Below are 24,403 nucleotides of genomic sequence, written 5' to 3' on the forward strand. Positions count from 1 at the left end.
TTATTAGCAACTAATTATCATAGACCGGAATGCTTCTAAGCCCCGTAGCCCTTGTCAACGCTCAACAATCGTGATCCTACTTCCAGAACGGAAAATAACTAACATAAAAATTGAAACGTTGTTTTATATAAGATTGAAAACGTGTTTTAGCCGGGATAAGATGCAGCAAAAGTTGAAACGGAACACTGTTTCTCTGTTTCGTCTCAGGCCATTTTGCTGAACATTGATGTCGGAGGTAAGTGTGGAAGTCAGACAAAGCATCCACAGCGCGCACGCTAAAACGCTGGATACCCAGGGGCTGCGCAACGAGTTTTTAATCGAAAAAGTGTTCGTCGATGATGAATACACTATGGTTTACAGCCATATCGATCGCATCATCGTCGGCGGTATCAAGCCGGTGGCGAAAAGCGTGTCGGTTGGCGGTGAAGTGGGTAAACAGCTGGGCGTCACCTATTTCCTCGAACGCCGCGAGCTGGGCGTAATCAATATCGGCGGTGCGGGCACCATTACCGTTGATGGCGAGATCTATGAAATCGGCCATCGCGATGCGCTCTATGTCGGCAAAGGGGCGAAAGAGGTGGTGTTCGCCAGCGTTGATGCGGCGAAACCGGCAAAGTTTTACTACAACTGCGCCCCGGCTCATACCACCTATCCAACCAAAAAAGTGACGCCTGCGGAGGTTTCTCCGGTCACCCTCGGCGATCCGTTAACCAGCAACCGCCGCACCATCAATAAGTACTTTGTGCCGGACGTGCTGGAGACCTGCCAGTTAAGCATGGGGCTGACCGAGCTTGCGCCAGGCAACCTGTGGAACACCATGCCGTGCCACACCCACGAACGCCGCATGGAAGTCTATTTCTACTTCAATATGGAAGAGGATGCCTGCGTATTCCATATGATGGGCCAGCCGCAGGAGACGCGTCATATCGTGATGCAGAACGAACAAGCGGTGATTTCACCAAGCTGGTCAATCCATTCAGGTGTCGGTACGCGCGCGTACACCTTCATCTGGGGGATGGTGGGCGAAAACCAGGTCTTTGATGACATGGACCACGTCGCCGTAAAAGATCTGCGCTAATTGCGGGCAGCAAACACACTGCCTGTCCGTGACAGGCGCTGATAGATTAAGGAACTCACATGATTCTGGATGCATTTTCTCTTCAAGGTAAAGTTGCGGTAGTGAGCGGTTGCGATACCGGTCTGGGGCAGGGGATGGCGCTGGGCCTCGCGGAAGCGGGCTGCGACATCGTCGGCATCAACATTGTTGAACCGACTGAAACCATTGAGCGCGTCACCGCGCTGGGCCGCCGTTTTCTGAGCCTGACCGCCGATCTGCGTAAGATCGACGGCATTCCGGCACTGCTTGAGCGCGCGGTCGCCGAGTTTGGCAAAATCGATATCCTGGTGAATAACGCCGGTCTGATCCGCCGCGAAGATGCGATCAACTTCAGCGAGCAGGACTGGGATGACGTGATGAACCTGAACATCAAGAGCGTCTTCTTCATGTCCCAGGCGGCGGCGAAACACTTTATCGCCCAGGGCAACGGCGGCAAAATCATCAACATCGCCTCGATGCTCTCCTTCCAGGGCGGCATTCGTGTACCGTCTTACACCGCCTCTAAGAGCGGCGTGATGGGCGTGACTCGTCTGCTGGCGAACGAGTGGGCGAAGCACAACATCAACGTCAACGCGATTGCGCCGGGTTATATGGCGACCAACAACACCCAGCAGCTGCGTGCCGACGAACAGCGCAGCGCTGAGATCCTCGATCGCATCCCGGCTGGCCGCTGGGGTCTGCCGAGCGATCTGATGGGGCCGGTGGTGTTCCTCTCCTCTAAAGCCTCTGATTACATCAATGGCTACACCATCGCTGTTGATGGTGGCTGGCTGGCGCGTTAATCCCTGCGCGATAAATAAAAGAACCTGCTGCGGCAGGTTTTTTTATATCTGCATATTGTTTGTCCATACGCAACAAATTGAAATATCCATATCATTTACTCTTAATTATTTCGCTAGCGTTAAAATATGCTTAAAAATAAGATAATTAAAAATAGTTTAGCGCTTAAACACTATTTTCAAAATTGTAAACTCCATCACAAAACAGTAGCTGACAGCTATTTTATCCATATCTTCGCGTTTTCCTCACTGACGCTTTTCCCGTCGCTGCCTTACTTTCATATAACGTCTTATTCTGTGCAGGCAGGAAATAATAATGGCTTTTCTCAGTAATGATTCTGTCGCTTTACCCCGTGCGCTGCGTGATACCCGACGCATGAATATGTTTGTCTCTGTTTCCGCCGCGGTCGCCGGGCTGCTGTTTGGCCTTGATATCGGCGTGATTGCCGGCGCGTTGCCGTTTATTACCGATCACTTCACCTTAAGCAACCGGCTGCAGGAGTGGGTGGTGAGCAGCATGATGCTCGGCGCGGCGATTGGCGCGCTGTTCAACGGCTGGCTCTCTTTCCGCCTCGGCCGTAAATACAGCCTGATGGTGGGGGCGATTCTTTTTGTGGCCGGTTCGCTCGGCTCGGCGTTTGCCACCAGCGTCGAAGTGCTGCTCATCTCGCGCGTGCTGCTTGGCGTGGCGGTCGGGATTGCTTCCTACACCGCGCCGCTCTATCTCTCCGAGATGGCGAGCGAAAACGTGCGCGGCAAAATGATCAGCATGTATCAGCTGATGGTGACGCTGGGGATTGTGCTGGCGTTTCTTTCCGATACCGCGTTCAGCTACAGCGGCAACTGGCGGGCGATGCTTGGCGTGCTGGCGCTGCCGGCGGTATTGTTGATTATCCTCGTGATCTTTTTACCCAACAGCCCGCGCTGGCTGGCGCAGAAAGGGCGTCATATTGAAGCAGAAGAGGTGTTGCGCATGCTGCGCGATACGTCGGAAAAAGCGCGTGAAGAGCTGAATGAAATTCGTGAAAGCCTGAAGTTGAAGCAGGGCGGTTTTCAACTGTTCAAGAACAACCGCAACGTGCGCCGCGCGGTCTTTCTCGGCATGCTGCTGCAGGCGATGCAGCAGTTCACCGGTATGAATATCATCATGTATTACGCGCCGCGCATCTTTAAGATGGCCGGTTTTACCACTACGGAAGAGCAGATGATCGCCACGCTGGTGGTCGGCCTGACCTTTATGTTCGCCACCTTTATCGCCGTCTTTACGGTGGACAAAGCCGGGCGCAAACCGGCGCTGAAAATCGGCTTTAGCGTGATGGCGATTGGTACGTTGATCCTCGGCTACTGCCTGATGCAGTTTGATAACGGTACGGCGTCCAGCGGCCTGTCGTGGGTGTCGGTTGGGATGACGATGCTCTGTATCGCCGGGTATGCGATGAGCGCCGCGCCGGTGGTGTGGATTTTGTGTTCTGAGATCCAGCCGCTCAAATGCCGCGATTTTGGTATTACCTGTTCCACCACCACTAACTGGGTGTCGAACATGATTATCGGCGCGACCTTCCTGACGCTGCTGGATGCGATTGGCGCGGCGGGTACCTTCTGGCTCTATACCGCTCTGAACCTCGCGTTTGTGGGTGTCACCTTCTGGCTGGTGCCGGAGACGAAAAACGTTACGCTGGAGCATATCGAGCGTCGTTTGATGTCCGGGGAGAAGTTGCGCAATATCGGCGTGTGAGGAATTGCCGGATGGCGCGCAAGCGCTTATCCGGCCTACAAAACCTAATGAAACCGCATTCCCAGGCCCGGTAAGCGTAGCGCCACCGGGCATATTGTTGCCACAGCATCAATGAAACTGCATTCGTAGGCCCGGTAAGCGCAGCGCCACCGGGCATTTTTTTGCCGGATGGCGCGTAAACGCTTATCCGGCCTACAAAATCTCACAGCTTCGACTTTTTACCTGATTAACGCATGGCACGCTTGAGGATACGCTCGGCCTGGCGCTGGAAGTCGGTCGCGGTCTCTTCAACGGTTTTCTGGCCATAATCGATGTACTGAATCGCAGTACCAAACTGCGCCACAATCTGCGGATCGTCAAAATATGGCGACACGGAGAGTTTTGCCGGCAGCGACTGCGCCAGACGCAGGCCCGCGACCGCCGGATCCTCCTCTTTGATAACCCCGCTGGCGGTCAGCGTCTCAACCGCCACTTTGCTCAGCGGCACACCGCGCTCAAGGCCCAGCGTCTGCACACCCTCTTTACTGTTGAGCAGGAAGTTAATCACCTGCGCCGCCTCTTTCGGATGTTTGGTCGACTTACCAATCGACAGCATCTGCGCCGGTTTAAAGAACAGCCCTGCATCGGTCGCGCCTGGCAGCATCGGATAGTCGCCCAATACCAGTTTGGCCGGTGGCTTCAGGTTGTCGGAGTATTTGGTGATGGTGGAGTTCCACATATAGGTGCCGCCCCATTCGCCCTCGATCCACGGCTTCATCTCATACATGTTGCTCTTACCGAACGAGGCGTAGTATTTCGAATCCGGCATCACGTGGCTGTCGACCAGCTTTTTGTACATCTGGAAGAACTCAACCCACTGCTCCTTGCTGTAGCTGAACTTCTTAGTCTTTTCATCAACGGCCGGAATGTTGTACTTCTGCACCATATAAGAGTTGAGCAGCGCCAGCGTATCCTGGTGCTCCAGCACCACCGGGTAGTACTGTTTGCCCAGCTTGCTCTCAAAGGTTTTGCCCGCCGCCATCAGTTCGTCCCAGGTTTTCGGGAAGCTGACGCCCGCTTTTTTCCACTGCTCGTCGTTGAAGTAGAAGACACGCGCGGTGACCGAGATAGGAATCCCGTTTAACTTGCCGTTAATGGTGGTGGTTTGCAGCTCTTTAGCGTCGAACTGGCTAAGATCGATAATATCTTTCACCTGGTTCAGGTCGTAAAAACCCTCGCCGTTTTTCGAGAAGATCGGCAGCCAGTTCCAGTTGGTCTGCATTACATCCGGCTCGGTACCGCCGGCGATCTGCGTGGTCAGACGGGAGAGGTGCCCGTCCCAGCCGGTATATTCGGACTTCACGGTAATATCGGGATGCTGTTTATGGAACTCTTCCAGCGCTTTTAAGGTGACCTGGTGACGACCGTTGCCGCCCCACCAGGACATACGCAAATCAACATTGTCAGCGGCGGTGGCGGGTACAGCGCACATGCCCAGGGTTGCGGAGATAGCTGCGCCGATTAGCACTTTTTTCATTTTTATACTCCAGTTTATGTAGGTCACGCTGAGGCCGCCGGACGCGGCCCGCATGTTTTTAGCTATAGAGAGATGTTCTGTTCCGTTTTCGCGTCAAAGATGTGGCACTTATTCATGTCGAACTTAAAGTAGACCTTCCGGTGCAGCCCCTTAGCAATCAACGGCCTGGCTTCATCAGAGGGAATGCGGGCGGTCAGCTCATAGTCGGCGACTTTCAGGTAGACGAAGAACTCGTGGCCCATGTTCTCGACGCGCACCAGATCGCCCGCGCCACAGTCGTCGCTGAAAGGTTCATCGGAGACCGAGACAAACTCCGGACGCACGCCAAAGAAGACCTCTTTGTCGGCATAAGCCGCGACTCTCTCCTGCTGATGAGCGTTAAGCGCCAGCGTCTCCTGGCCGACAGTAATGTGCAGGGAACCCTCTTTCTGCACAATTTTCGCCGGTTTGATGTTCATCTCCGGCGCGCCAATAAAGCCCGCGACGAACATGTTTTTCGGGAAGTGATAGAGGTTATCCGGCGTATCGACCTGCATGATATGGCCGAGCTTCATCACGCAGATGCGGTCGCCCATGGTCATCGCTTCGGTCTGATCGTGGGTCACATAAACGGTGGTCGCCGGTTTACCGGAGCTTTTTAACTGCTTATGCAGATCCGAAATGCGGATGCGCATCGAGGCGCGCAGCTTGGCATCAAGGTTGGAGAGCGGCTCGTCAAACAGGAAGACATCCGGTTTTTTCACAATCGCACGGCCAACGGCCACGCGCTGCGCCTGGCCGCCGGAGAGCTGGCGCGGCAGACGATCCATTAACTCCTCCAGTTCGAGAATTTTCGCCGCTTCATCTACCTGGCGTGCGATCTCATCTTTCGGCATTTTGCTCAGCTTCAGGCCGAAGGCGAGGTTTTCGCGCACGGTCATATGCGGGTAGAGCGCGTAGTTCTGGAACACCATGGCGATGCCGCGCGACTTCGGCGCGAGGTTGTTGACAATCTTCTCGCCGATGCGCACTTCGCCGCCGCTGATGGTCTCAAGCCCGGCCAGCATGCGCAGAGTGGTCGATTTGGCGCAGCCGGAGGGGCCAACAATCACCATAAACTCACCGTCGGCGATTTTCAGGTCGATACCATGTACCGCTTTGAAGCCGTTGGAGTAGACCTTTTCCAGTTTGTTGAAAATTACTTCAGCCATGATACTTCCCTCTTAACCTTTGATTCCGCTGCTGGTGACGCCCTGTACGAAGTAGCGCTGTGCCAGGAAGAAGACAATGATGGACGGCAGAATGGAGATACTCGCCATTGCCAGAATTTCGTTCCACGGTGCGCCTTCGGTCACGTCGATGGACATTTTCAGCGCCAGCGCGATGGGGTATTTATCTACGCTGTAGACGTAGATCAGCGGCCCGATAAAGTCGTTCATCGACCACATAAACTGGAACAGCGCCACGGAGATAATCGCCGGTTTCAGGATCGGCACCACCACGTACCACAGCACCTGCCACGAGTTACAGCCATCGATCTGCGCCGCTTCTTCCATATCGCGCGGCACGCCGCGTAAAAACTGAATCAACATAAAGACGAAGAAGCCCTGCGTGGCGAAGGCCAGCGGCAGGTAGAGCGGCATATAGCTGTTGAGCATGCCCATTTCACGGAACATCAGGTATTGCGGGATCAGCAGCACGGTGCTCGGTAGCAGCATGGTGGCGATCAGCGTGCCGAACCAGAAGTTCTTCCATGGGATCTCAAAGCGCGCAAAACCGTACGCCACCACCGTTGACGAGATGATCGTCAGGATCACTTTCGGGATCACATACTTAAAGGTGTTGAGCATGTAATGGCCGAAGGTGTATTCGGTGCCGGTTTTCCAGCCGTTGATAAAACCGTCCCAGGTCGCGTGGTTCGGCCACAGCCCGAGGGTGGTGAAGATCTCATGGTTCGGTTTGAACGACGCCGAGAACATCCACGCCAGCGGGTAGAGCATCAGCAGGCCGACCAGCAGCAGGATCGTGTAGCGGATCCAGGCGCTGATTTTCTCGCGGCGCAGGGTGCGCGCCACTTCACGTTCAGCCTCTTTCATGCCCGGCGTAAGGTGTTGAACATCAGCCATTTTTGCCTCCCTTATCGGCAGAGTAGAAGACCCAATACTTCGAGGACTTAAAGGCGACAGAGGCAAAGACCGCCACCACCAGGAAGAGCACCCAGGCTAGCGCTGCGCCGTAACCCATATCGAAATATTTGAACGCGGTGTCGTAGATGTAGAGCGAGAAGAGATAGGTGTAGTAGGTCGGGCCGCCGCCGGTAATCACATACGGGCCGGTAAACTCCTGGAACGCCTGCGTGGTCTGCATGATGAAGTTGAAGAAGATCACCGGCGTAATCAGCGGCACGGTCACTTTCGTAAACATCTGCCATTTGCTGGCACCGTCGATCATCGCCGCTTCATACTGCGACTGCGGAACGTTTTGCAGCGCCGCCAGGAAGATCACCATCGCCGAGCCGAACTGCCAGACGCGCAGCAGCGTCACCGACATCAGCGCCAGCGACGGCTCGCCGAGCCAGTTAACAGGATCAAGGCCAAAGACGCCGATAAAGCTGTTTAACAAGCCATCGATGGCGAAGAGCGCGCGCCACAACACCGCGATAGCAACCGAGCTGCCGAGGATCGACGGGATGTAGTACGCGGTGCGGAAAAAGCCGATGCCGCGCAATTTAAAATTGAGCACAAAGGCGATGCCCAGCGCAAAGGCCAGCTTCAGCGGAATGGTTAAAAAGACATAAGCAAACGTCACGCCCATCGATTTCCAGAAGAGGGTATCTTCAGTAAACATGTAGCGGTAGTTTTCGATGCCATTAAATACCGGCGGGCTCATCAGATCATACTCAGTGAAACTGAGAAAGAAGGATGAGATGAACGGGAAAGCGGTAAAGACAATCAACCCTATTATGTAAGGTGATATCCAGGCCAATCCCAGTAGTCTGTTTTCATTCATAGATACCTACCTGGCGAGCAATGTGTAATTCGGATTCGGAGAGCCGCCGCCCTTTCACGCAATAAAGGGTGCGTTAGATCACAATACTTAATGAAATCAAAGCGTTTTGAATCTGTAACTGCCGGAAATTATTGGCATTATTCCGGGTTTTAAAATCCTCTGAACTTGCGTTCTTGAATTGTAAAACATCGTTTTAAAATATTTTATTGTGTTTAAAGGTGCCGTCATTCGCTAAATTGCTGAAATGTGATCGAAGTCGAAACGATGTTTCAATAAAGTGATTTGGCAGTCATTTTCAGGTAAAAAACGCGGGCTTTTCAGTAAATAAAAAGGGGTTATTGCGGCAAGGGAAAGGGCCGGAGAAAATATCGCGCGGTGAAATCATTCAATATTTCAACCATTATCTGGCGAAGGATTATTAATGGCGCAGAAATAAAAACGCCTCCGTGGCAGGAGGCGCTTTTCACTTCTCAGAAATTCAGGATTGCAGAAAATCTTCGCGAATCGGCGTGAAGGTATCGAGCAGGGTGCCCGGCTTCAGACAGACGCAGCCGTGCATAATGTGCGGTTGCTTGTAAAGTGTATCGCCTGCGGTGACGATATGTTTCTCATCACCGATGGTAAATTCGAACTCCCCGGATAAAACATAGGTGAGCTGCTCATGAGGGTGGTTATGCATCGGGCCGACAGCGCCCTGTTCGAACATAACTTCAACCGCCATCATTTTGCCGCCATGGGCGAGAATACGGCGCGTGACGCCGTTGCCCAGGTCGTCAAGTTGCGTGTCTTTATGAAAGATAAACATCGGGCTGTCCTGTAGTCGGTAAGAGATAGTGAAACAATGTTTTAAATAATTTATCTCACGGTGGCGGAAAAATAAACGCCGGGCCGGAGAAGTTGAAAGTCGATCACAACTTTGCATGATTGCGCGAGAACGAGACGGAGAAAGGCGATGAAAACAATTGGACTACTGGGCGGCATGAGCTGGGAATCGACCATTCCCTACTATCGGCTGATTAACGAGGGCGTTAAAGCACGCCTGGGCGGCTTGCACTCCGCGAGCCTGCTGCTGCATAGCCTCGATTTTCACGAGATTGAAACCTGCCAGGCCACCGCGCAGTGGCATAAAGCCGGAGATATCCTCGGCCAGGCGGCGGCGGGTCTTGAGCAGGCGGGGGCGCAGGCGATTGTGCTCTGTACCAACACCATGCACAAAGTAGCGGGGCAAATTGAGGAGCGCTGCCAGATCCCTTTCCTGCACATTGCCGACGCAACCGGCCACGCCATTGAGAACGCCGGGCTGCGCAATGTTGCGCTGCTGGGTACACGCTACACCATGGAGCAGGATTTCTATCGCGGGCGGCTGGAGAAGCAGTTCGCCATCAGAACCACGGTGCCCGGCCCGGAAGATCGCCAGCGCATCAATGAGATCATCTTTGATGAGCTCTGCCTTGGCACCTTCAGCGATGAATCGCGCTACTACTTTATGAATGTGATCAAACAGCTGGCGAGCGAAGGGGCGGAAGGGGTGATTTTCGGCTGTACCGAAATCGGCCTGCTGCTGCCTGAAACCCACAGCCCGATTAAGGTGTTCGACACGGCCGCGCTGCATGCTGCTGCCGCGGTCGATTTTATGCTCTCTTAATCCTCGCCGAGCATGGCGGCCAGCGGCGCGGTAATTCGCGGCATGGCTGCCTGCATATGTTCGGCAAAGGTATCGACCAGCGCCGATGCCGGGCGGTGCAACGGGCGTACCAGACTGATGGTAAAGGGCACGTCGATGCTGAAGCGCCGCACCGCCACGCCGCTGGTGGCATAGTCGAGAGCGGTCAGCGGGTTCACCACGGAAATGCCGACCCCGGCGCGCACCATCGCGCAGACCGACGCCGCGCTGTGGGTTTCCAGCACCATGCGGCGCTTCACCTGATGCTCATTGAACAGGGCATCAAGCAGCTGACGATAGCTGTCCGTACGCGACAAACTGACGTAGTTCTCCCCCTGAAAATCCGCCGGTGTCAGCACCCTTTTCTGCGCCAGCGGATGATCCTCTGGCATCACGCACACTTCATTACAGGTCAGCAGCGGCGTGCGCTCGGTGCCTGCGGGCGTCGAGAGCGTTTCGGTGAGGCCCAAATCGTGGCGCTGCGCCGAGAGCCACTCCTCCAGCAGTGGCGACTCCTGCGGCACAATATTAAGGCTGACGTCCGGGTAGCGGGCGAGGAAGGGCTGCAACAGCAGCGGTAAGAAGGATTGCGAAAAGACCGGCAGGCAGGCGACCGACAGCTCCCCCTGGCGAAACTCGCGCAGGCTCTCCGCCGCGCTGACGATCCTGTCCAGCCCGTACCAGGATCGCTGCACCTCTTCAAACAGCCGCAGCCCCTGCACCGTGGCGTGCAGCCGCCCGCGCGAGCGCTCAAACAGCGTCAGACCCAGCACCTTTTCAAAGCGCGCCAGCTCCCGGCTGACGGTCGGCTGCGAGGTGTGCAGCATCGCAGCGGCCTCGGTAAGGTTGCCGGTGGTCATCACGGCATGAAAAATTTCGATATGGCGCAGGTTAACAGCGGGCATTAGATGATCCGGTTGCAGAACGTTATCCATATCATTTTTGCATAGCCTCGCGACAAAACGATATTTTTTATTCGCTCTGACCTGTGGCGTAATCATAAAAAAGATTGCTGACGGAGTTGTTATGCCACGCTCGCTACACCAGACAGAAACCGACCTCAACGCCGCCAACCTGCTGCAACTGCCGGCGGAATTTGGCTGCCCGGTATGGGTTTACGATGCGCAAATCATTCGCGAGCAGATCGCCAAATTGAGCGACTTTGACGTCATCCGTTTTGCCCAGAAAGCCTGCTCTAACATTCATATTCTGCGCCTGATGCGCGAGCAGGGGGTGAAGGTGGATTCGGTGTCGCTGGGCGAAATCGAGCGTGCGCTGGCGGCGGGTTATGATCCGAAAACACACCCGGACGATATTGTCTTTACCGCCGATGTGCTGGATGAGGCGACTATCGCCCGCGTCAGCGAACTGGGCATCGCGGTGAACGCCGGTTCAGTGGATATGCTCGAGCAGCTCGGTGCCGTTTCGCCAGGCCACCGCGTCTGGCTGCGCGTTAACCCCGGTTTTGGTCACGGTCACAGCCAGAAAACCAACACCGGCGGTGAGAACAGCAAACATGGTATCTGGTATAGCGACATGGGCGCGGCGCTGGAGGTGATGCAGCGTTACGGCCTGCAACTGGCGGGCATCCACATGCACATCGGCTCCGGCGTCGATTATGGTCACCTTGAGCAGGTGTGCGGCGCGATGGTGCAGCAGGTGATCGACTTTGGTCAGGATCTGCCGGCTATCTCTGCCGGTGGCGGCCTGTCGATTCCTTATCACGAAGGCGAAGAGCCGGTTGATACCGCGCACTACTACGGCCTGTGGAACGCCGCGCGGGAGAAAATCGCGCAGCATCTCGGCCATGCGGTGAAACTCGAGATCGAACCGGGGCGCTTTCTGGTGGCGGAGTCGGGCGTGCTGATCTCCCAGGTGCGCAGCGTAAAAAGCATGGGCAGCCGCCACTTTGTGCTGATCGACGCCGGGTTTAACGATCTGATGCGCCCGGCGATGTACGGCAGCTATCACCACATTACGGCGCTGGCCGCCGACGGGCGCGATCTGCGCAACGCGGCGCGTATCGACACCGTGGTTGCCGGTCCGCTGTGCGAATCGGGCGATGTCTTTACCCAGCAAGAGGGCGGCAAAGTGGAAACGCGCCCGCTGCCGGAAGTGAAAGCGGGGGACTATTTAGTCCTCCATGATACCGGTGCGTATGGCGCGTCGATGTCCTCAAACTACAACAGCCGCCCGCTGCTGCCGGAAGTGCTGTTTGATAACGGCGTGGCGCGCCTGATCCGCCGTCGTCAGACCATTGAAGAGCTGATCGGCCTCGAGCAGTTCTGAACCTGATTAACGATCCCGCCTGTAAATAGCGGGATCGCCCCTCCTTTTTCCCGTAAATCCCTGCAAATCGTAAGGTGGTATGCCAAATGCGCGCTGTGCCGCATTTTTGGAATACCAGATAGGGAGGTGCGAGGCGCATCACAGAACTTTTCGCCGGGCGTGACTATTTTTGGTATGCCAAATGGGACGACAGCGGTATCCCTGCATCGATAAAAAAGCTCCTTTACTGAGGTGTTAACTCATGGCCCTACAAGAAAAGCTCATCGATTCGCTGGGGAGTTTCGCGACGAAATTCAACAGCTATCGCTACATCATGGCCATCAAGGCCTCATTTATTACCCTGATGCCGGTGATCATTGTCGGCGCCTTCTCTGTGCTGATCTCCAACATGGTGCTGGATCCGAAAAACGGGCTTGCCAGCTTCCAGTCGCTCTCCTTTCTGGCGGCGCTCAAGCCGATTACCAGCGCCATCAACTACGCCACCCTTAACTTCCTTAATATCGGCGCGGTGTTCTTAATCGGTATCGAGCTGGGGCGAATCAACGGTATCCGCACGCTCTTTCCCGGCCTGCTGGCGGTGATCTGCTTTATCTGCGTGACGCCGACCACCGTTGAAATGCTGGTCGATGGCCAGATGCACGTGGTGAAAGATGTGCTGCTGCGCCAGTTCTCTGATACCCGCAGCCTGTTCCTCGGCATGTTTATCGCCATTTTGTCGGTGGAAATTTACTGCTGGCTGGAGACGCGCGAAGGGCTGAAGATCAAGATGCCGGACACCGTGCCGCCTAACGTCTCCGCCTCATTCTCCGCGCTGATCCCGGCGATCATTACCACCACCGCCATTGCCACCTTCGGCTTTATTTTCCACCAGCTGACCGGCATGTATCTCTATGACGCTGTTTATCAGGTTGTGCAGCAGCCGCTGGAGCGGGTGGTGCAGAGCCTGCCGGGGATCTTGCTGCTGATGTTTGTCGCGCAACTCTTCTGGGTGATTGGTATTCACGGTAACCAGATGATCAAACCGATCCGCGAACCGCTGCTGCTGGGGGCGATCACCGTCAATATGAGCGCCTTTGAGCAGGGCAAAGAGGTGCCGAACATCATCACCATGCCGTTCTGGGATGTCTATATGAGCATCGGCGGATCGGGGCTGACCATCGGCCTGCTGGTGGCGGTGATGATCGCCACCAAGCGCAAAGAGATGAAGGAGATCGCCAAGCTGTCGATAGGCCCAGGGATCTTCAACATTAACGAGCCGGTGATTTTCGGTATGCCGATCATGCTCAACCCGATCCTCGCGATCCCCTTTATTATCACGCCGCTGGTGACCGGCTCGATTGGCTACTTCGCCACTGCCAGCGGCTTTGCCGGTAAGGCAGTGGTGATGGTGCCGTGGACCACGCCGCCGCTGATCAATGCCTGGCTCTCCACCGCCGGATCGATGGGGGCGGTGATCACGCAGCTTATCTGCATCCTGACCGCCATCATCATCTATCTGCCGTTTGTGAAGATTGCCTCACGCCGCGCCGAGCAGGCGCAGCTGCAAGCGGAAGCCACCTCTTCAACGCCAAAAGTATGAGGACGTTATGAGCACGAAAACCGTCACCATCCCGCCCGACTTTATCCTCGGTGCCGCCGCGTCGGCCTGGCAAACGGAGGGGTGGAAAGACAAACGCGAGGGCCAGGATTCGTGGCCCGATCTCTGGTACAAAAACGATCGTCACGTCTGGCACCAGGGCTACGGCCCGGCGGTGGCGACCAACTTCTACCAGCGCTTTCGCGAAGACGTGCAGCTGATGAAGCAGGCGGGCTTAACCCACTACCGCACCTCCATCAACTGGTCGCGTTTTCTCACCGATTATGAAAATGGCGTGGTGGATGAGCGCTACGCCGCTTACTACGACGAACTGTTTGCTGAGATGGCGCGCCACGGCATCGAGCCGATGATCTGCCTTGAACACTATGAACTGCCCGGTTATCTGCTGGAAACCTACGGCGGCTGGGCGTCGAAAAAAGTGGTCGAACTCTACCTGCTCTATGTCGAAAAGGTGTTTGCGCGCTACCACCAGAAGGTGACGCGCTGGTTCACCTTTAATGAGCCGATTGTGGTGCAGACCCGCGTCTACCTTGACGCGCTGCGCTGGCCCTATGAGCAGAACACCTCGACCTGGATGCAGTGGAACCACCATAAGAACCTCGCCACCGCGAAAGTGGTGAAGCTGTTTCGTGAGAAGGGGTACAAGGGCAGCGTCGGCTGCATTCTCAACCCGGAGGTGACCTACCCGCGTTCGTGCGCGCCGCACGATCTGCTGGCGGCGGAGCGTTACGATCTCTTCTACAACCGGGTATTTCTCGATCCAATGGTCAAAGGGCACTACCCGGCGGAGCTGCTGGCGCTGCTGGAGAAACATGGGGTGAAGTGGGAGTACAGCGACGAGGAACTGGCGATTATTCGCGATAACACCGTCGATGAGCTGGGGATTAACCTCTACTATCCGCACCGCGTCAAAGCCCCGTCCCGCGCCTGGCACCCGGAAACGCCTTTCCACCCGGCTTACTATTACGAGCCGTTTGAGCTGCCGGGGCGCAAGATGAACACCTCGCGCGGCTGGGAGATCCTGCCGGAGATCGTTTTTGATATGGCGATGCGCCTTAAAAACCACTACGGCAATATTCCGTGGTTCGTGGCGGAAAGCGGCATGGGCATTGAGAATGAAGGTCGGTTTCGCAACGCGCAGGGCACCATTGAGGATGATTACCGCATCGACTTTATCGCCGCGCATCTCTACCAGGCGCTGCGCGCGAAAGAAGCGGGGTCAAACTGCCAGGGCTATATGCTGTGGGCGTTTACCGATAATGTCTCGCCGATGAATGCCTTCAAAAACCGCTATGGGCTGGTGGAGATCGACCTGCAACATAACCGCGACCGCAGGCCGAAAAAGTCTCTTGGCTGGTTTCGTAAACTCAGGGATGAGCGTCAGTTGACCCTGACCCTTGATGATGAAGTAAGATAGCGCAACGACTGATAAGTGCAGGTGATATCGTGGAGAAGGCCGTCGTCCCGCCGGAGAAAAAACAGTACCAGGAGATTGGCGACGATCTGCGTGAGCAGATCATCGAGGGTCACTATCCCGTTGGCTCGCGCTTGCCGCCGGAGCGCAATATTGCCGAGAAGTATGGCGTCAGCCGTACCATCGTGCGCGAAGCCTTACTGATGCTGGAGTTGCAGGGCACGGTGGATATCCGCCAGGGCTCCGGGGTCTATGTGATGCGCATTCCTCAGGCCCATGAAAACGAAGAGGAGCGCTTTTTAAGCAGCGATGTCGGCCCGTTTGAGATCCTCCAGGCGCGCCAGCTGCTGGAGAGCAATATCGCCGCCTTTGCCGCCAAAATGGCGACGCGGGCGGATATCGACAATCTTCGGCGCATCCTCGAGCAGGAGCAGCGCGCCATCGCCCTCAACGACACTTCGCAGGACAACAGCAAAATGTTCCACCTGGTGCTAGCGGGTGCGTCGCAAAACCAGATGCTGCTGGCAACGGTCGAGAGCATCTGGCACCACATGGACAGCAGCCCGCTGTGGCAGCAGTTCAACGTGCATATCGCCAGCCGCGCCTACCGCCTGAAGTGGCTCGGCGACCGCCAAACCCTGCTGGCCGCGCTGCGCCGCCGCGATGTGATGGGTGCCTGGCAGGCGATGTGGCAGCATCTCGAAAACGTTAAAAAAAGTCTGCTTGAGCTGTCGGACGAAGACGCACCGGACTTTGACGGCTATCTGTTTGAGTCGGTACCGATTTTTCAGGGGAAGTTGATGTGACTATTCTGCCGCTTTATGAGGCACCGCAGCATGCGGAGCAGGTGACTGGCTGTCTGTGGCAGGAGTTTGGCGACTCGCTGTCACGGGAGTTTTTCGCCAGCATTATTGAGCACAGCCAGACGCCGGGACAGCTGCCGCTGACTTATGTGCTGGTAGAGGGCGATGAACTGCTGGGCACCGTCGGGCTGTGGCGCTGTGATTTGATCAGCCGCCAGGATCTTTACCCATGGCTTGCTGCGCTCTATGTAAAAGAGAGTGCGCGCGGCCAGGGACTGGCCGGGCAGCTACAGCGCCATGTTATGCAGCAGGCAAAAGCGATGGGCTTTGATCAGTTGCACCTCTACGCCGCCTTCCGGGATTATTATGAGCGTTTTGGCTGGGCGTATATCGGGGATGGCCTCGATTACCCGAATACCAGCGTGCATCTGTATCGTATTGCGCTTTGAGTTTTTAGCCGCTGAAACCGTGTAGGCCGGATAAGCGTTAGCGCCATCCGGCAATGGGGTTTGCATGTGGCTTCGGTGGAATGATTCCGTTCACCAGGCGCTGGGGAGTTTCATTAATCTCGTATGCGGTGAACGGGACAAGGGAAGCGGCCGCGCTCCCCTTGTCAATCCCCGCGGCCCCGCGAGGAAATCGGTGCTGCGCACTGCGCTCACCTCCCGCGAGCCTGACTGCGGCCGGCTCGACTCGACATCCTGTCTCGGTTCGCCTCTGTCCGCCATCCATGGCGTCCAGACCTTGTCATTCACGCTTCGGTTCGCCGATTTCAGCGGGGGTCAACACCGTCGCTGTAATACCGCAGGTAAAAGCCAAAACGGTGTCGCTGGAACTGCGTTTTGGTAGGCCGGATAAGGCGAAGCCGCCATCCGGCAATGGTGCCGCGGTGATAATGCCGGATGGCGCTACGCTTATCCGGCCTACGTGGTTCCGACGGTTTCAGCAGCTCCGCTGCGATCAACTCTCCGGCGGCGCAATCACCGAATGACGGCGCACCAGCGTTGGGTTAAAGAGATGGGTGATCTCCGGCAGCGGGCGGTTTTCCGCCAGCGCCAGTGCCAGCTCGGCGGCCTGGGTCGCCATCGTCACGATCGGATAACGCACGGTGGTCAGCCGTGGGCGCACATAGCGCGACACCAGCACATCATCGAAGCCAATCAGCGAAATCTCGCGCGGCACATCAATTCCGTTATCGTTCAGCACGCCCATGGCACCGGCGGCCATTGAGTCGTTGTAACAAGCCACGGCGGTAAAATTGCGCCCGCGCCCGAGCAGTTCGGTCATCGCCTGCTCGCCGCCGCTCTCGTCCGGCTCGGCGAAGGTCACCAGCCTGTCGTTGCACGGCAGGCCATTCTCTTTCAGCGCATCGTAATAGCCCTGCAGGCGGTCGTCGGCGTCGGAGATCTCATGGTTGGAGCAGAGATAGCCAATGCGCGTATGGCCCTGCTGAATAAGATGGCGCGTCGCCAGCCAGGCACCGTAGCGGTCATCCAGCGCCACACAGCGCTGCTCGAAGCCGGGCAGAATGCGGTTAATCAGCACCATACCGGGGATCTGTTTCATCAACGATGCCAGCTCTTCGTCCGGTACCACCTTCGCGTGCACTACCAGCGCAGCGCAGCGGTGGCGAATCAGTTGCTCAATCGCTTTACGCTCTTTCTCTTCTACGTGGTAGCCGTTGCCAATCAGCAGAAAGTTGCCGGTGGCGGAGGCGACCTGCTCAACGGCTTTTACCATCGCGCCGAAAAAGGGATCCGATACGTCGCTCACCACCAGCCCCACCGACTCGGTCGATTGCTGCGCCAGCGCGCGGGCGTTGGCGTTCGGGTGGTAATTAAGCGAATCCATCGCGCTCTGTACCGCCTGGCGCGAGTTTTCACTGGCTTTCGGTGAACTGTTGATCACGCGCGACACCGTCGCAACCGAGACCCCGGCCAGCCGCGCAACGTCTTTAATCGTCGCCATTCTCTACCTTCCTGGGTAAGCGTTTACACTGCAGGTAGTGTTACGGAAAAGGGGCGTCTGTTCAAGGCGGCGCGTCTACCAGAGTGTGCAAACGTGAGCCAGCGCGGCGCACATCGTGAAAACGTTACATGCGCGGCGTTGCAAATTCACACACTGAGAACCTTTACTTACACTTTGCGAAAGCCTGTTTCGATTGACCGCTGGTTGTCGGCGGCCCGACCATGCGACTCTGTTCATCCCAGAGGTATTGATAGGTGAGCGCAACGCTACGTTGCAAACTCGACTTACACCGACCTGCGCAGATGCGCAGGTTTTTTTTATCCTGCCGTGTAACAGTAATCGCTAATCGACACACCTCGTTTCACTTCGGCTCATTCTCTTGCTTTTTCCCGCTGGTAGCGCATCCAGGCGCAGGTGACAATCGACGTCCCAGAGGTATTGATTGGTGATTTATTCAGTACGCTTTTCGTACTTATTGATTGCACCAACCTGCGCGGACGCGCAGGTTTTTTTTTGCCTGCGTTTTATCCCTCCGCACTTCTCATGTAATCTGCCAGACTCTGAATCACATGCCTCAATGACTGGCAAAAGGAGTTGAAATGCTACTGGGCTTTTTCCGCGGCCTGTTTCGCGTCTTGTTCCGTGTACAGCTGACCGGTGATACCGCGCCTTTAAACGGCGACCGGGTATTAATCACCCCCAATCATGTCTCATTTATTGATGGCATTTTACTGGCGCTGTTCCTTCCCGGGCGTCCGGTCTTTGCGGTCTACACCTCAATTAGCGAGCAGTGGTATATGCGCTGGGTCAGCAAAATCATCGATTTTGTCCCTCTCGACCCGACCAAGCCCATGTCAGTTAAACATCTGGTTCGCCTGATTGGCGAAGGCCGCCCGGTGGTGATTTTCCCGGAAGGGCGCATCTCCGTGTCTGGCTCGCTGATGAAGATTTATGAAGGGGCCGGTTTTGTCGCCGCGAAATCCGGCGCGACGGTCATCCCGCTGCGTATTGATGGTGCGGAGCTGACCTTCTTCAGCCGCCTGAAAGGGCTGGTTAAACAGCGCCTCTTCCCGCGCATTACCCTGCATATTCTGCCGCCGACGCAGCTGCCGATGCCGGATGCGCCGCGTGCGCGTGATCGCCGCAAGATTGCCGGCGAAATGCTGCACCAGATTATGATGGAAGCCCGCATGGCGGTGCGCCCGCGCGAAACGCTGTTCGAAGCATTGCTCAGCGCCCAGTACCGTTACGGTGCCAGCAAGCCCTGCGTGGAAGATATCAACTTTACGCCGGACAGCTACCGCAAGCTGCTGACCAAAACCCTCTTTGTGGCACGCATCCTCGATAAATACAGCGCGCAGGGCGAGAAAATCGGCCTGATGCTGCCGAACGCCGGCATCAGCGCGGCGGTGATCTTTGGTGCCATTGCGCGCGGGCGCATTCCGGCGATGATGAACTACACCGCCGGGGTGAAAGGGATGAGCAGCGCGATTACCGCGGCGCAAATCAAAACCATCTTCACCTCCCGCACCTTTATGGATAAGGGCAAGCTCTGGCATCTGCCGGAGCAACTTACTCAGGTGCGCTGGGTCTATCTCGAAGATCTGAAAGGGGATGTCACCTTTGAAGATAAGCTGTGGATTTTCCGCCATCTGCTGATGCCGCATCGCGCGCAGGTGGAGCAGAAACCGGAAGATCCGGCGCTGGTCCTCTTTACCTCCGGCTCAGAGGGCAACCCGAAAGGGGTGGTGCACAGCCATAAGAGCCTGCTGGCGAACGTCGAGCAGATCCGTACCATTGCCGATTTCACCGCCAATGACCGCTTTATGTCGGCGCTGCCGCTTTTCCACTCTTTCGGCCTGACGGTTGGCCTGCTGACGCCGCTGTTTACCGGCGCGCAGGTCTTCCTCTACCCGAGCCCGCTGCATTACCGCATTGTGCCGGAGCTGGTCTATGACCGTAACTGCACGGTGCTGTTTGGCACGTCCACCTTCCTTGGTCACTACGCCCGCTTTGCCAACCCGTATGATTTTTACCGCCTGCGTTATGTGGTTGCCGGGGCGGAGAAATTGCAGGAGAGCACTCGCCAGATCTGGCAGGACAAGTTTGGCCTGCGCATCCTTGAAGGCTACGGCGTGACCGAATGCGCGCCGGTGGTCTCCATCAACGTACCGATGGCGGCGAAACCGGGCACGGTCGGGCGCATTCTGCCGGGCATGGACGCACGCTTAATGGCGGTGCCGGGCATTGAAGAGGGCGGCCGCCTGCAACTGAAAGGGCCAAACATAATGACCGGCTATCTGCGGGTGGAGAACCCCGGCGTGCTGGAAGCGCCGATGGCGGAAAATATTAACGGCGAGATGGAGCCGGGATGGTATGACACCGGTGATATCGTGCGCTTCGACGAGCAGGGCTTTGTGCAGATCCAGGGCCGCGCAAAACGCTTCGCCAAGATCGCCGGCGAGATGATTTCGCTGGAGATGGTGGAGCAATTGGCGCAAGCCGTTTCGCCGGAGAAAATGCACGCCACCGTGGTGAAAAGCGACGCCAGCAAAGGCGAGGCGCTGGTGATGTTCACCACCGACAGCGAACTGACGCGCGACAAGCTGCAACAGCAGGCGCGCGCGCAGGGCGTACCGGAGCTGGCCGTTCCGCGTGATATCCGTTTCCTGAAACAGTTGCCGGTGCTGGGCAGCGGCAAGCCCGATTTCGTGACCCTGAAAGGAGTGGTGGATGAGGCAGAAACCGAACACGCATGAGTCAGTGAGCGCTAACTCGCCGCTTTTGTCGCGAGGAATGATGGCGGTGATTGCCGCCCAGTTTCTCTCGGCATTTGGCGATAACGCACTGCTCTTTGCCACGCTGGCGCTGCTGAAAGCGGAGTTTTACCCCGACTGGAGCCAGCCCGTTCTGCAAATGGTGTTTGTGGGCGCTTACATTCTTTTCGCACCGTTTGTCGGCCAGATAGCCGACAGCTTTGCCAAAGGGCGCGTGATGATGGTTGCCAACGCCCTGAAACTGCTGGGCGCGGCGAGTATCTGCGTGGGGGTTAACCCGTTTGTCGGCTACCTGCTGGTGGGCATTGGCGCAGCGGCCTACTCCCCGGCGAAGTATGGCATTCTCGGCGAGATCACCACCGGCGATAAGTTGGTGAAGGCGAATGGCCTGATGGAGTCGTCGACCATTGCCGCGATCCTGATTGGCTCGGTGGCGGGCGGCGTACTGGCCGACTGGCATGTGCTGGCAGCGGTCGGCGTCTGTGCGCTGGTCTACGCCGGGGCGGTGGTTGCCAATCTGCTGATCCCGAAACTGCCTGCGGCGCGCCCCGGGCGCTCGTGGCGCTTCGGGCCGATGACCGCCAGCTTCTTCAGCGCCTGCAAAAGCCTGTGGCAGAACGGGGAGACCCGCTTCTCGCTGGTGGGTACCAGCCTCTTCTGGGGTGCGGGCGTGACGCTGCGTTTCCTGCTGGTGCTGTGGGTGCCGGTAGCGCTCGGTCTTACGGATAACGCCACGCCGACCTACCTCAACGCGATGGTAGCCGTCGGCATTGTGGTCGGTGCCGGGCTGGCGGCGAAGCTGGTGACGCTGGAAAAAGTCTCCCGCTGTATGCCGGCCGGGGTGCTGATTGGTATCGCGGTGGTGATCTTCTCGCTACAACACGCTCTGCTGCCTGCTTATGGCGTGCTGATGCTGATTGGCGTGCTCGGCGGTTTCTTCGTGGTGCCGCTCAACGCGCTGTTGCAGGCGATTGGTAAGGAGTCCGTCGGTGCGGGCAACGCCATTGCCGTGCAGAACCTCGGTGAAAACACCGCCATGCTGCTGATGCTGGGGCTTTACTCACTGGCCATCAAAGTGGGCGTGCCGGTGGTGGGAACCGGTATCGGGTTTGGGGTGCTGTTTGCGCTGGCGATTGCGGCGCTGTGGATCTGGCAGCGCCGCCGGTAACTTTTACGGAGCGGGGTAGGTGTAGACCTGATGCACCGCCTCGATCTCCGCGATCACCTCATCGCTCAAATCAAGATGCAGGCTTTCAACGTTGGTTTTCAGCTGCTCCATCGTCGTCGCGCCCAGCAGGGTGCTGGCGACGAAGGGCTGACGGCGCACGAAGGCCAGCGCCATCTGCGCCGGATCGAGATTGTGCCGTTTCGCAATATCGACATAGGCCGCTACCGCTTTTTGTGACTGTTCGCTGCTGTAACGGGTAAAACGGCTGAACAGCGTGTTGCGCGCACCTGCCGGTTTCGCCCCGTTCAGGTATTTGCCGGTCAGCGTACCAAACGCCAGGCAGGAGTAGGCCAGCAGTTCAACGCCCTCATACTGGCTCACTTCCGCCAGACCTACTTCAAAGCTGCGGTTCAGCAAGCTGTAGGGGTTCTGGATCGTCACAATGCGCGGCAGCTCGTGCTTCTCCGCCAGTTGCAGGTAGCGCATCACGCCAAACGCTGTTTCGTTGGAGACGCCAATATAGCGGATTTTACCGGCGCGCTGGCACTCGGTAAGGGCTTCCAGCGTTTCCAGTAAGGTGATGACCGGCGCGCTCTCAACCCAGCTGTAGCCCAGCTTGCCAAAGCAGTTGGTCTGGCGCTGCGGCCAGTGAACCTGGTAGAGATCGAGATAATCGGTTTGCAGGCGCTTGAGGCTCTCATCAAGCGCGGCGCGGATATTTTTGCGATCGAGTGCCTGGTTCGGACGAATGCCGCTATCGCTGTTGCGGCTCGGGCCGCTTACTTTCGAGGCGATAACCAGTTTTTCGCGGTTGTTGCGTTTCGCCAGCCAGTTGCCGACGCAGGTCTCCGTCAGGCCCTGGGTTTCCGGGCGCGGAGGGACGGGGTACATCTCTGCGACATCAATCAGGTTAATGCCCTGGCTGACCGCGTAATCAAGCTGTGCATGGGCGTCGGCTTCGCTGTTTTGTTCACCAAACGTCATTGTGCCCAGCCCGAGGGTGCTTATTTCAAGCGAACTGTGGGGGATACGGTGATAGTGCATAGCCGGCTTCCTTAAACAAACATGCCACGTCAGTTGAGCTGACAAAGGAATATAACCATGGCAGAGGGGAAGCAAAAGGGAAAGGAAAAAATGGATTAAAGGCCAGCAGGTTACTGACCTTTATAGGGAATTTTTAGCGCTCAATAATCTGGGATACGTCATCGCGGTTAATCTGCATTTTGTTGCCCTGCTGATCGTGATAGCTCACCAGCCCGGTGTCATCATCAATCTGCGGCTTACCGTCCGTCAGAATCATTCTGCCGTCTTTGGTCGACATCACATAATCGCTGCTGCAACCGCTGACGGCGCATGCCAGCCCGACCGCGGAAATAATCACTGCCCACTTCTTCATTGTTCGTATCCTCTCGGCTTTTCCTCACAGAAGTGTAGTAATAACGTGCCCTTATGCGATGAAAAAGCGGGATTATCTGAAAATTATTGCTGAGAGGGCGCAAACCTCCAGTCAAGCCGTTATAAAACGGGCGCGTTGCGTTGGGTCCTGGCCGCGCTCTAATGAGCAGCGAAGCGCGGTGTTTTAGCCGCTAAAAACTGACTAAGTCGATAACGCGAAATGGCGCGCAAGCAGCGCGCGGGTAAAGTTCTTTTTCAGATAAAAACCGCGCGGCAGGGTGAGAATCGGCTCACCGTGCTCGCCGATGGCTTCGGTTAACGCTTTACTGTTGGCCGCTTTCGGGCGCAGCTGGAGTACTTCGCCATGACGGGCGGTAATGCGCGTGACCTGGCCGAGCACGATCAGATCCATTAACTCTTCCCAGTCCTGGCGCAACTGCTGCTCCTCATCGGCGTCCGGGCTCCAGAGCAGCGGCGATCCCACCCGACGTTCAGCAAGCGGAATGGTGCGCGATCCCTCGACAGGTACCCATAAGACGCGTTTGAGCTTATGGCGGACATGGCTGGTTTCCCACACCACACCCGTGTTGCCGGTCAGCGGCGCTACGCAGACAAAGGTGGTTTCCAGCGGACCGCCCAGCGGATCTATCGGGATGGTCTTTAGCTCGACGCCCAGCGCCGCGAAATCCTGCTCCGGCTTACTGCCCGCGCTCGCCCCCAGCCAGCGCTCCAGCAGAACGCCGATCCACCCTTTGTCGCGCTTCAGATCGCGCGGCGTCGGCATTCCGGCAAGTTCAGCCAGCTCGCCTAACGTATAGCCTGCCAGCCGCTGCGCCTGCGCCAGCAGCTGCGCTTCGGTTTCGGGGGGAGAGGTGAGAGGGGCGATTACACACATGCTAAAACCTTTTGGTTAAAAAATAGACAGCAGTTTTCCACCGCACGGCAGAAGTTTATCGTGTTCCGGGAAAAAAGAGCAATGCAATGATTTATAAGCGAATTTATCTGCGTGGTTCGCGTGTTGCGCAACAGGCCGCGAGGTTTTCCAAATCTGGTCACTGACAATGAACAGGATCTTACACCCTGTTATCCACAGAAAAGTGGGATAAGTGGGAATAACCACGACTACTGTTTCCATTTACAGCCTTGACGCGGGAGCAAAATCGAATTTTTGCACAAAATGTGCCTAACTTAGTG

Annotated in this window: 21 protein-coding genes; 11 read left to right on the forward strand and 10 right to left on the reverse strand. The window is 56.6% G+C overall.

Translation table 11 applies throughout. From position 1 onward, the window contains the following. Window positions 1-241 precede the first annotated feature (241 nt). From kduI to N7V53_RS17675, 3 genes are all read left to right on the forward strand, one after another. Complete coding sequence (gene kduI / locus N7V53_RS17665; RefSeq protein ID WP_094422984.1) at window positions 242-1,078, forward strand: 5-dehydro-4-deoxy-D-glucuronate isomerase; 837 nt, start codon at window positions 242-244, stop codon at window positions 1,076-1,078. 59 nt (window positions 1,079-1,137) lie between these two features. Continuing rightward, the gene (gene kduD / locus N7V53_RS17670; protein WP_023480692.1) at window positions 1,138-1,899 is read left to right on the forward strand and encodes a 2-dehydro-3-deoxy-D-gluconate 5-dehydrogenase KduD; all 762 of its coding nucleotides are present in this window, start codon (window positions 1,138-1,140) and stop codon (window positions 1,897-1,899) included. A 313-nt stretch (window positions 1,900-2,212) separates the two neighbouring features. Continuing rightward, on the forward strand, window positions 2,213-3,631 hold the full coding sequence (locus N7V53_RS17675) for a sugar porter family MFS transporter (RefSeq protein WP_023480813.1): 1,419 nt from the start codon (window positions 2,213-2,215) through the stop codon (window positions 3,629-3,631). A gap of 226 nt (window positions 3,632-3,857) precedes the next feature. Here the strand turns inward: N7V53_RS17675 and N7V53_RS17680 are convergent, their stop codons facing one another. The 5 genes from N7V53_RS17680 to N7V53_RS17700 all read right to left on the reverse strand — a co-directional run bounded on the left by N7V53_RS17680 (window position 3,858) and on the right by N7V53_RS17700 (window position 8,940). Continuing rightward, entirely contained in the window at window positions 3,858-5,147 is a 1,290-nt protein-coding gene (locus N7V53_RS17680) for an ABC transporter substrate-binding protein (RefSeq protein ID WP_023481034.1), read from the reverse strand. Window positions 5,148-5,209: 62 nt separating this feature from the next. Beyond that, complete coding sequence (locus N7V53_RS17685) at window positions 5,210-6,337, reverse strand: ABC transporter ATP-binding protein (RefSeq protein WP_042711606.1); 1,128 nt, start codon at window positions 6,335-6,337, stop codon at window positions 5,210-5,212. Between the two features lie 12 nt (window positions 6,338-6,349). After that, window positions 6,350-7,252 carry a carbohydrate ABC transporter permease gene (locus N7V53_RS17690; protein ID WP_023480718.1) on the reverse strand — a complete coding sequence of 301 codons (903 nt, stop codon included), beginning with the start codon at window positions 7,250-7,252 and terminating at the stop codon, window positions 6,350-6,352. Then, window positions 7,245-8,135, reverse strand: coding sequence for a sugar ABC transporter permease (locus tag N7V53_RS17695; protein WP_023480765.1), 891 nt, complete (start codon window positions 8,133-8,135; stop codon window positions 7,245-7,247). Before N7V53_RS17695 ends, N7V53_RS17690 begins: the two co-directional genes overlap by 8 nt. Before the next feature lie 478 nt (window positions 8,136-8,613). Then, on the reverse strand, window positions 8,614-8,940 hold the full coding sequence (locus tag N7V53_RS17700) for a cupin domain-containing protein (RefSeq protein ID WP_023480914.1): 327 nt from the start codon (window positions 8,938-8,940) through the stop codon (window positions 8,614-8,616). 147 nt (window positions 8,941-9,087) lie between these two features. Here N7V53_RS17700 and N7V53_RS17705 point away from each other — a divergent pair, with 147 nt between their 5' ends. After that, on the forward strand, window positions 9,088-9,780 hold the full coding sequence (locus tag N7V53_RS17705) for an aspartate/glutamate racemase (protein WP_023480863.1): 693 nt from the start codon (window positions 9,088-9,090) through the stop codon (window positions 9,778-9,780). On the opposite strand, the gene N7V53_RS17710 is transcribed toward N7V53_RS17705, so the two are convergent. Continuing rightward, entirely contained in the window at window positions 9,777-10,703 is a 927-nt protein-coding gene (locus N7V53_RS17710; RefSeq protein WP_279794284.1) for a LysR family transcriptional regulator, read from the reverse strand. The genes N7V53_RS17705 and N7V53_RS17710 overlap by 4 nt on opposite strands. Before the next feature lie 121 nt (window positions 10,704-10,824). On the opposite strand from N7V53_RS17710, the gene lysA reads away from it, so the two are divergent. The 5 genes from lysA (at window position 10,825) to N7V53_RS17735 (ending at window position 16,350) form a co-directional block, all read left to right on the forward strand. Beyond that, a complete protein-coding gene (lysA, locus tag N7V53_RS17715) occupies window positions 10,825-12,087 on the forward strand; it encodes a diaminopimelate decarboxylase (protein WP_279794285.1) in 1,263 nt (420 codons plus the stop codon). A 241-nt stretch (window positions 12,088-12,328) separates the two neighbouring features. Next, window positions 12,329-13,666: a PTS transporter subunit EIIC gene (locus tag N7V53_RS17720; RefSeq protein WP_076769149.1), complete on the forward strand. Its 1,338-nt coding sequence runs from the start codon at window positions 12,329-12,331 to the stop codon at window positions 13,664-13,666. Between the two features lie 7 nt (window positions 13,667-13,673). Beyond that, window positions 13,674-15,101 carry a glycoside hydrolase family 1 protein gene (locus N7V53_RS17725; protein WP_279794286.1) on the forward strand — a complete coding sequence of 476 codons (1,428 nt, stop codon included), beginning with the start codon at window positions 13,674-13,676 and terminating at the stop codon, window positions 15,099-15,101. A 29-nt stretch (window positions 15,102-15,130) separates the two neighbouring features. Beyond that, entirely contained in the window at window positions 15,131-15,904 is a 774-nt protein-coding gene (locus N7V53_RS17730) for a GntR family transcriptional regulator (RefSeq protein ID WP_023481037.1), read from the forward strand. Further along, window positions 15,901-16,350, forward strand: a complete 450-nt coding sequence (locus tag N7V53_RS17735; RefSeq protein ID WP_279794287.1) for a GNAT family N-acetyltransferase — start codon at window positions 15,901-15,903, stop codon at window positions 16,348-16,350. The genes N7V53_RS17730 and N7V53_RS17735 overlap by 4 nt, the downstream gene beginning before the upstream one ends. Before the next feature lie 511 nt (window positions 16,351-16,861). Here N7V53_RS17735 and galR read toward each other — a convergent pair. Then, on the reverse strand, window positions 16,862-17,869 hold the full coding sequence (galR, locus tag N7V53_RS17740; RefSeq protein ID WP_094421936.1) for an HTH-type transcriptional regulator GalR: 1,008 nt from the start codon (window positions 17,867-17,869) through the stop codon (window positions 16,862-16,864). 599 nt (window positions 17,870-18,468) lie between these two features. Between galR and aas the strand changes: the two genes are divergently transcribed. Further along, on the forward strand, window positions 18,469-20,628 hold the full coding sequence (aas, locus tag N7V53_RS17745) for a bifunctional acyl-ACP--phospholipid O-acyltransferase/long-chain-fatty-acid--ACP ligase (protein ID WP_054803759.1): 2,160 nt from the start codon (window positions 18,469-18,471) through the stop codon (window positions 20,626-20,628). Further along, on the forward strand, window positions 20,603-21,814 hold the full coding sequence (lplT, locus tag N7V53_RS17750; RefSeq protein WP_279794289.1) for a lysophospholipid transporter LplT: 1,212 nt from the start codon (window positions 20,603-20,605) through the stop codon (window positions 21,812-21,814). Before aas ends, lplT begins: the two co-directional genes overlap by 26 nt. 3 nt (window positions 21,815-21,817) lie before the next feature. Here lplT and N7V53_RS17755 read toward each other — a convergent pair whose 3' ends face one another. The 3 genes from N7V53_RS17755 to mutH form a co-directional block, all read right to left on the reverse strand. Beyond that, complete coding sequence (locus N7V53_RS17755; protein ID WP_279794290.1) at window positions 21,818-22,858, reverse strand: NADP(H)-dependent aldo-keto reductase; 1,041 nt, start codon at window positions 22,856-22,858, stop codon at window positions 21,818-21,820. A gap of 133 nt (window positions 22,859-22,991) precedes the next feature. After that, entirely contained in the window at window positions 22,992-23,210 is a 219-nt protein-coding gene (locus N7V53_RS17760; RefSeq protein WP_023481134.1) for a YgdI/YgdR family lipoprotein, read from the reverse strand. A 201-nt stretch (window positions 23,211-23,411) separates the two neighbouring features. Beyond that, window positions 23,412-24,104, reverse strand: a complete 693-nt coding sequence (gene mutH, locus N7V53_RS17765; RefSeq protein WP_023481128.1) for a DNA mismatch repair endonuclease MutH — start codon at window positions 24,102-24,104, stop codon at window positions 23,412-23,414. Window positions 24,105-24,403 lie beyond the last annotated feature (299 nt).

This window comes from Kosakonia sp. HypNH10 (assembly GCF_029850615.1).
GTDB lineage: Bacteria > Pseudomonadota > Gammaproteobacteria > Enterobacterales > Enterobacteriaceae > Kosakonia > Kosakonia cowanii.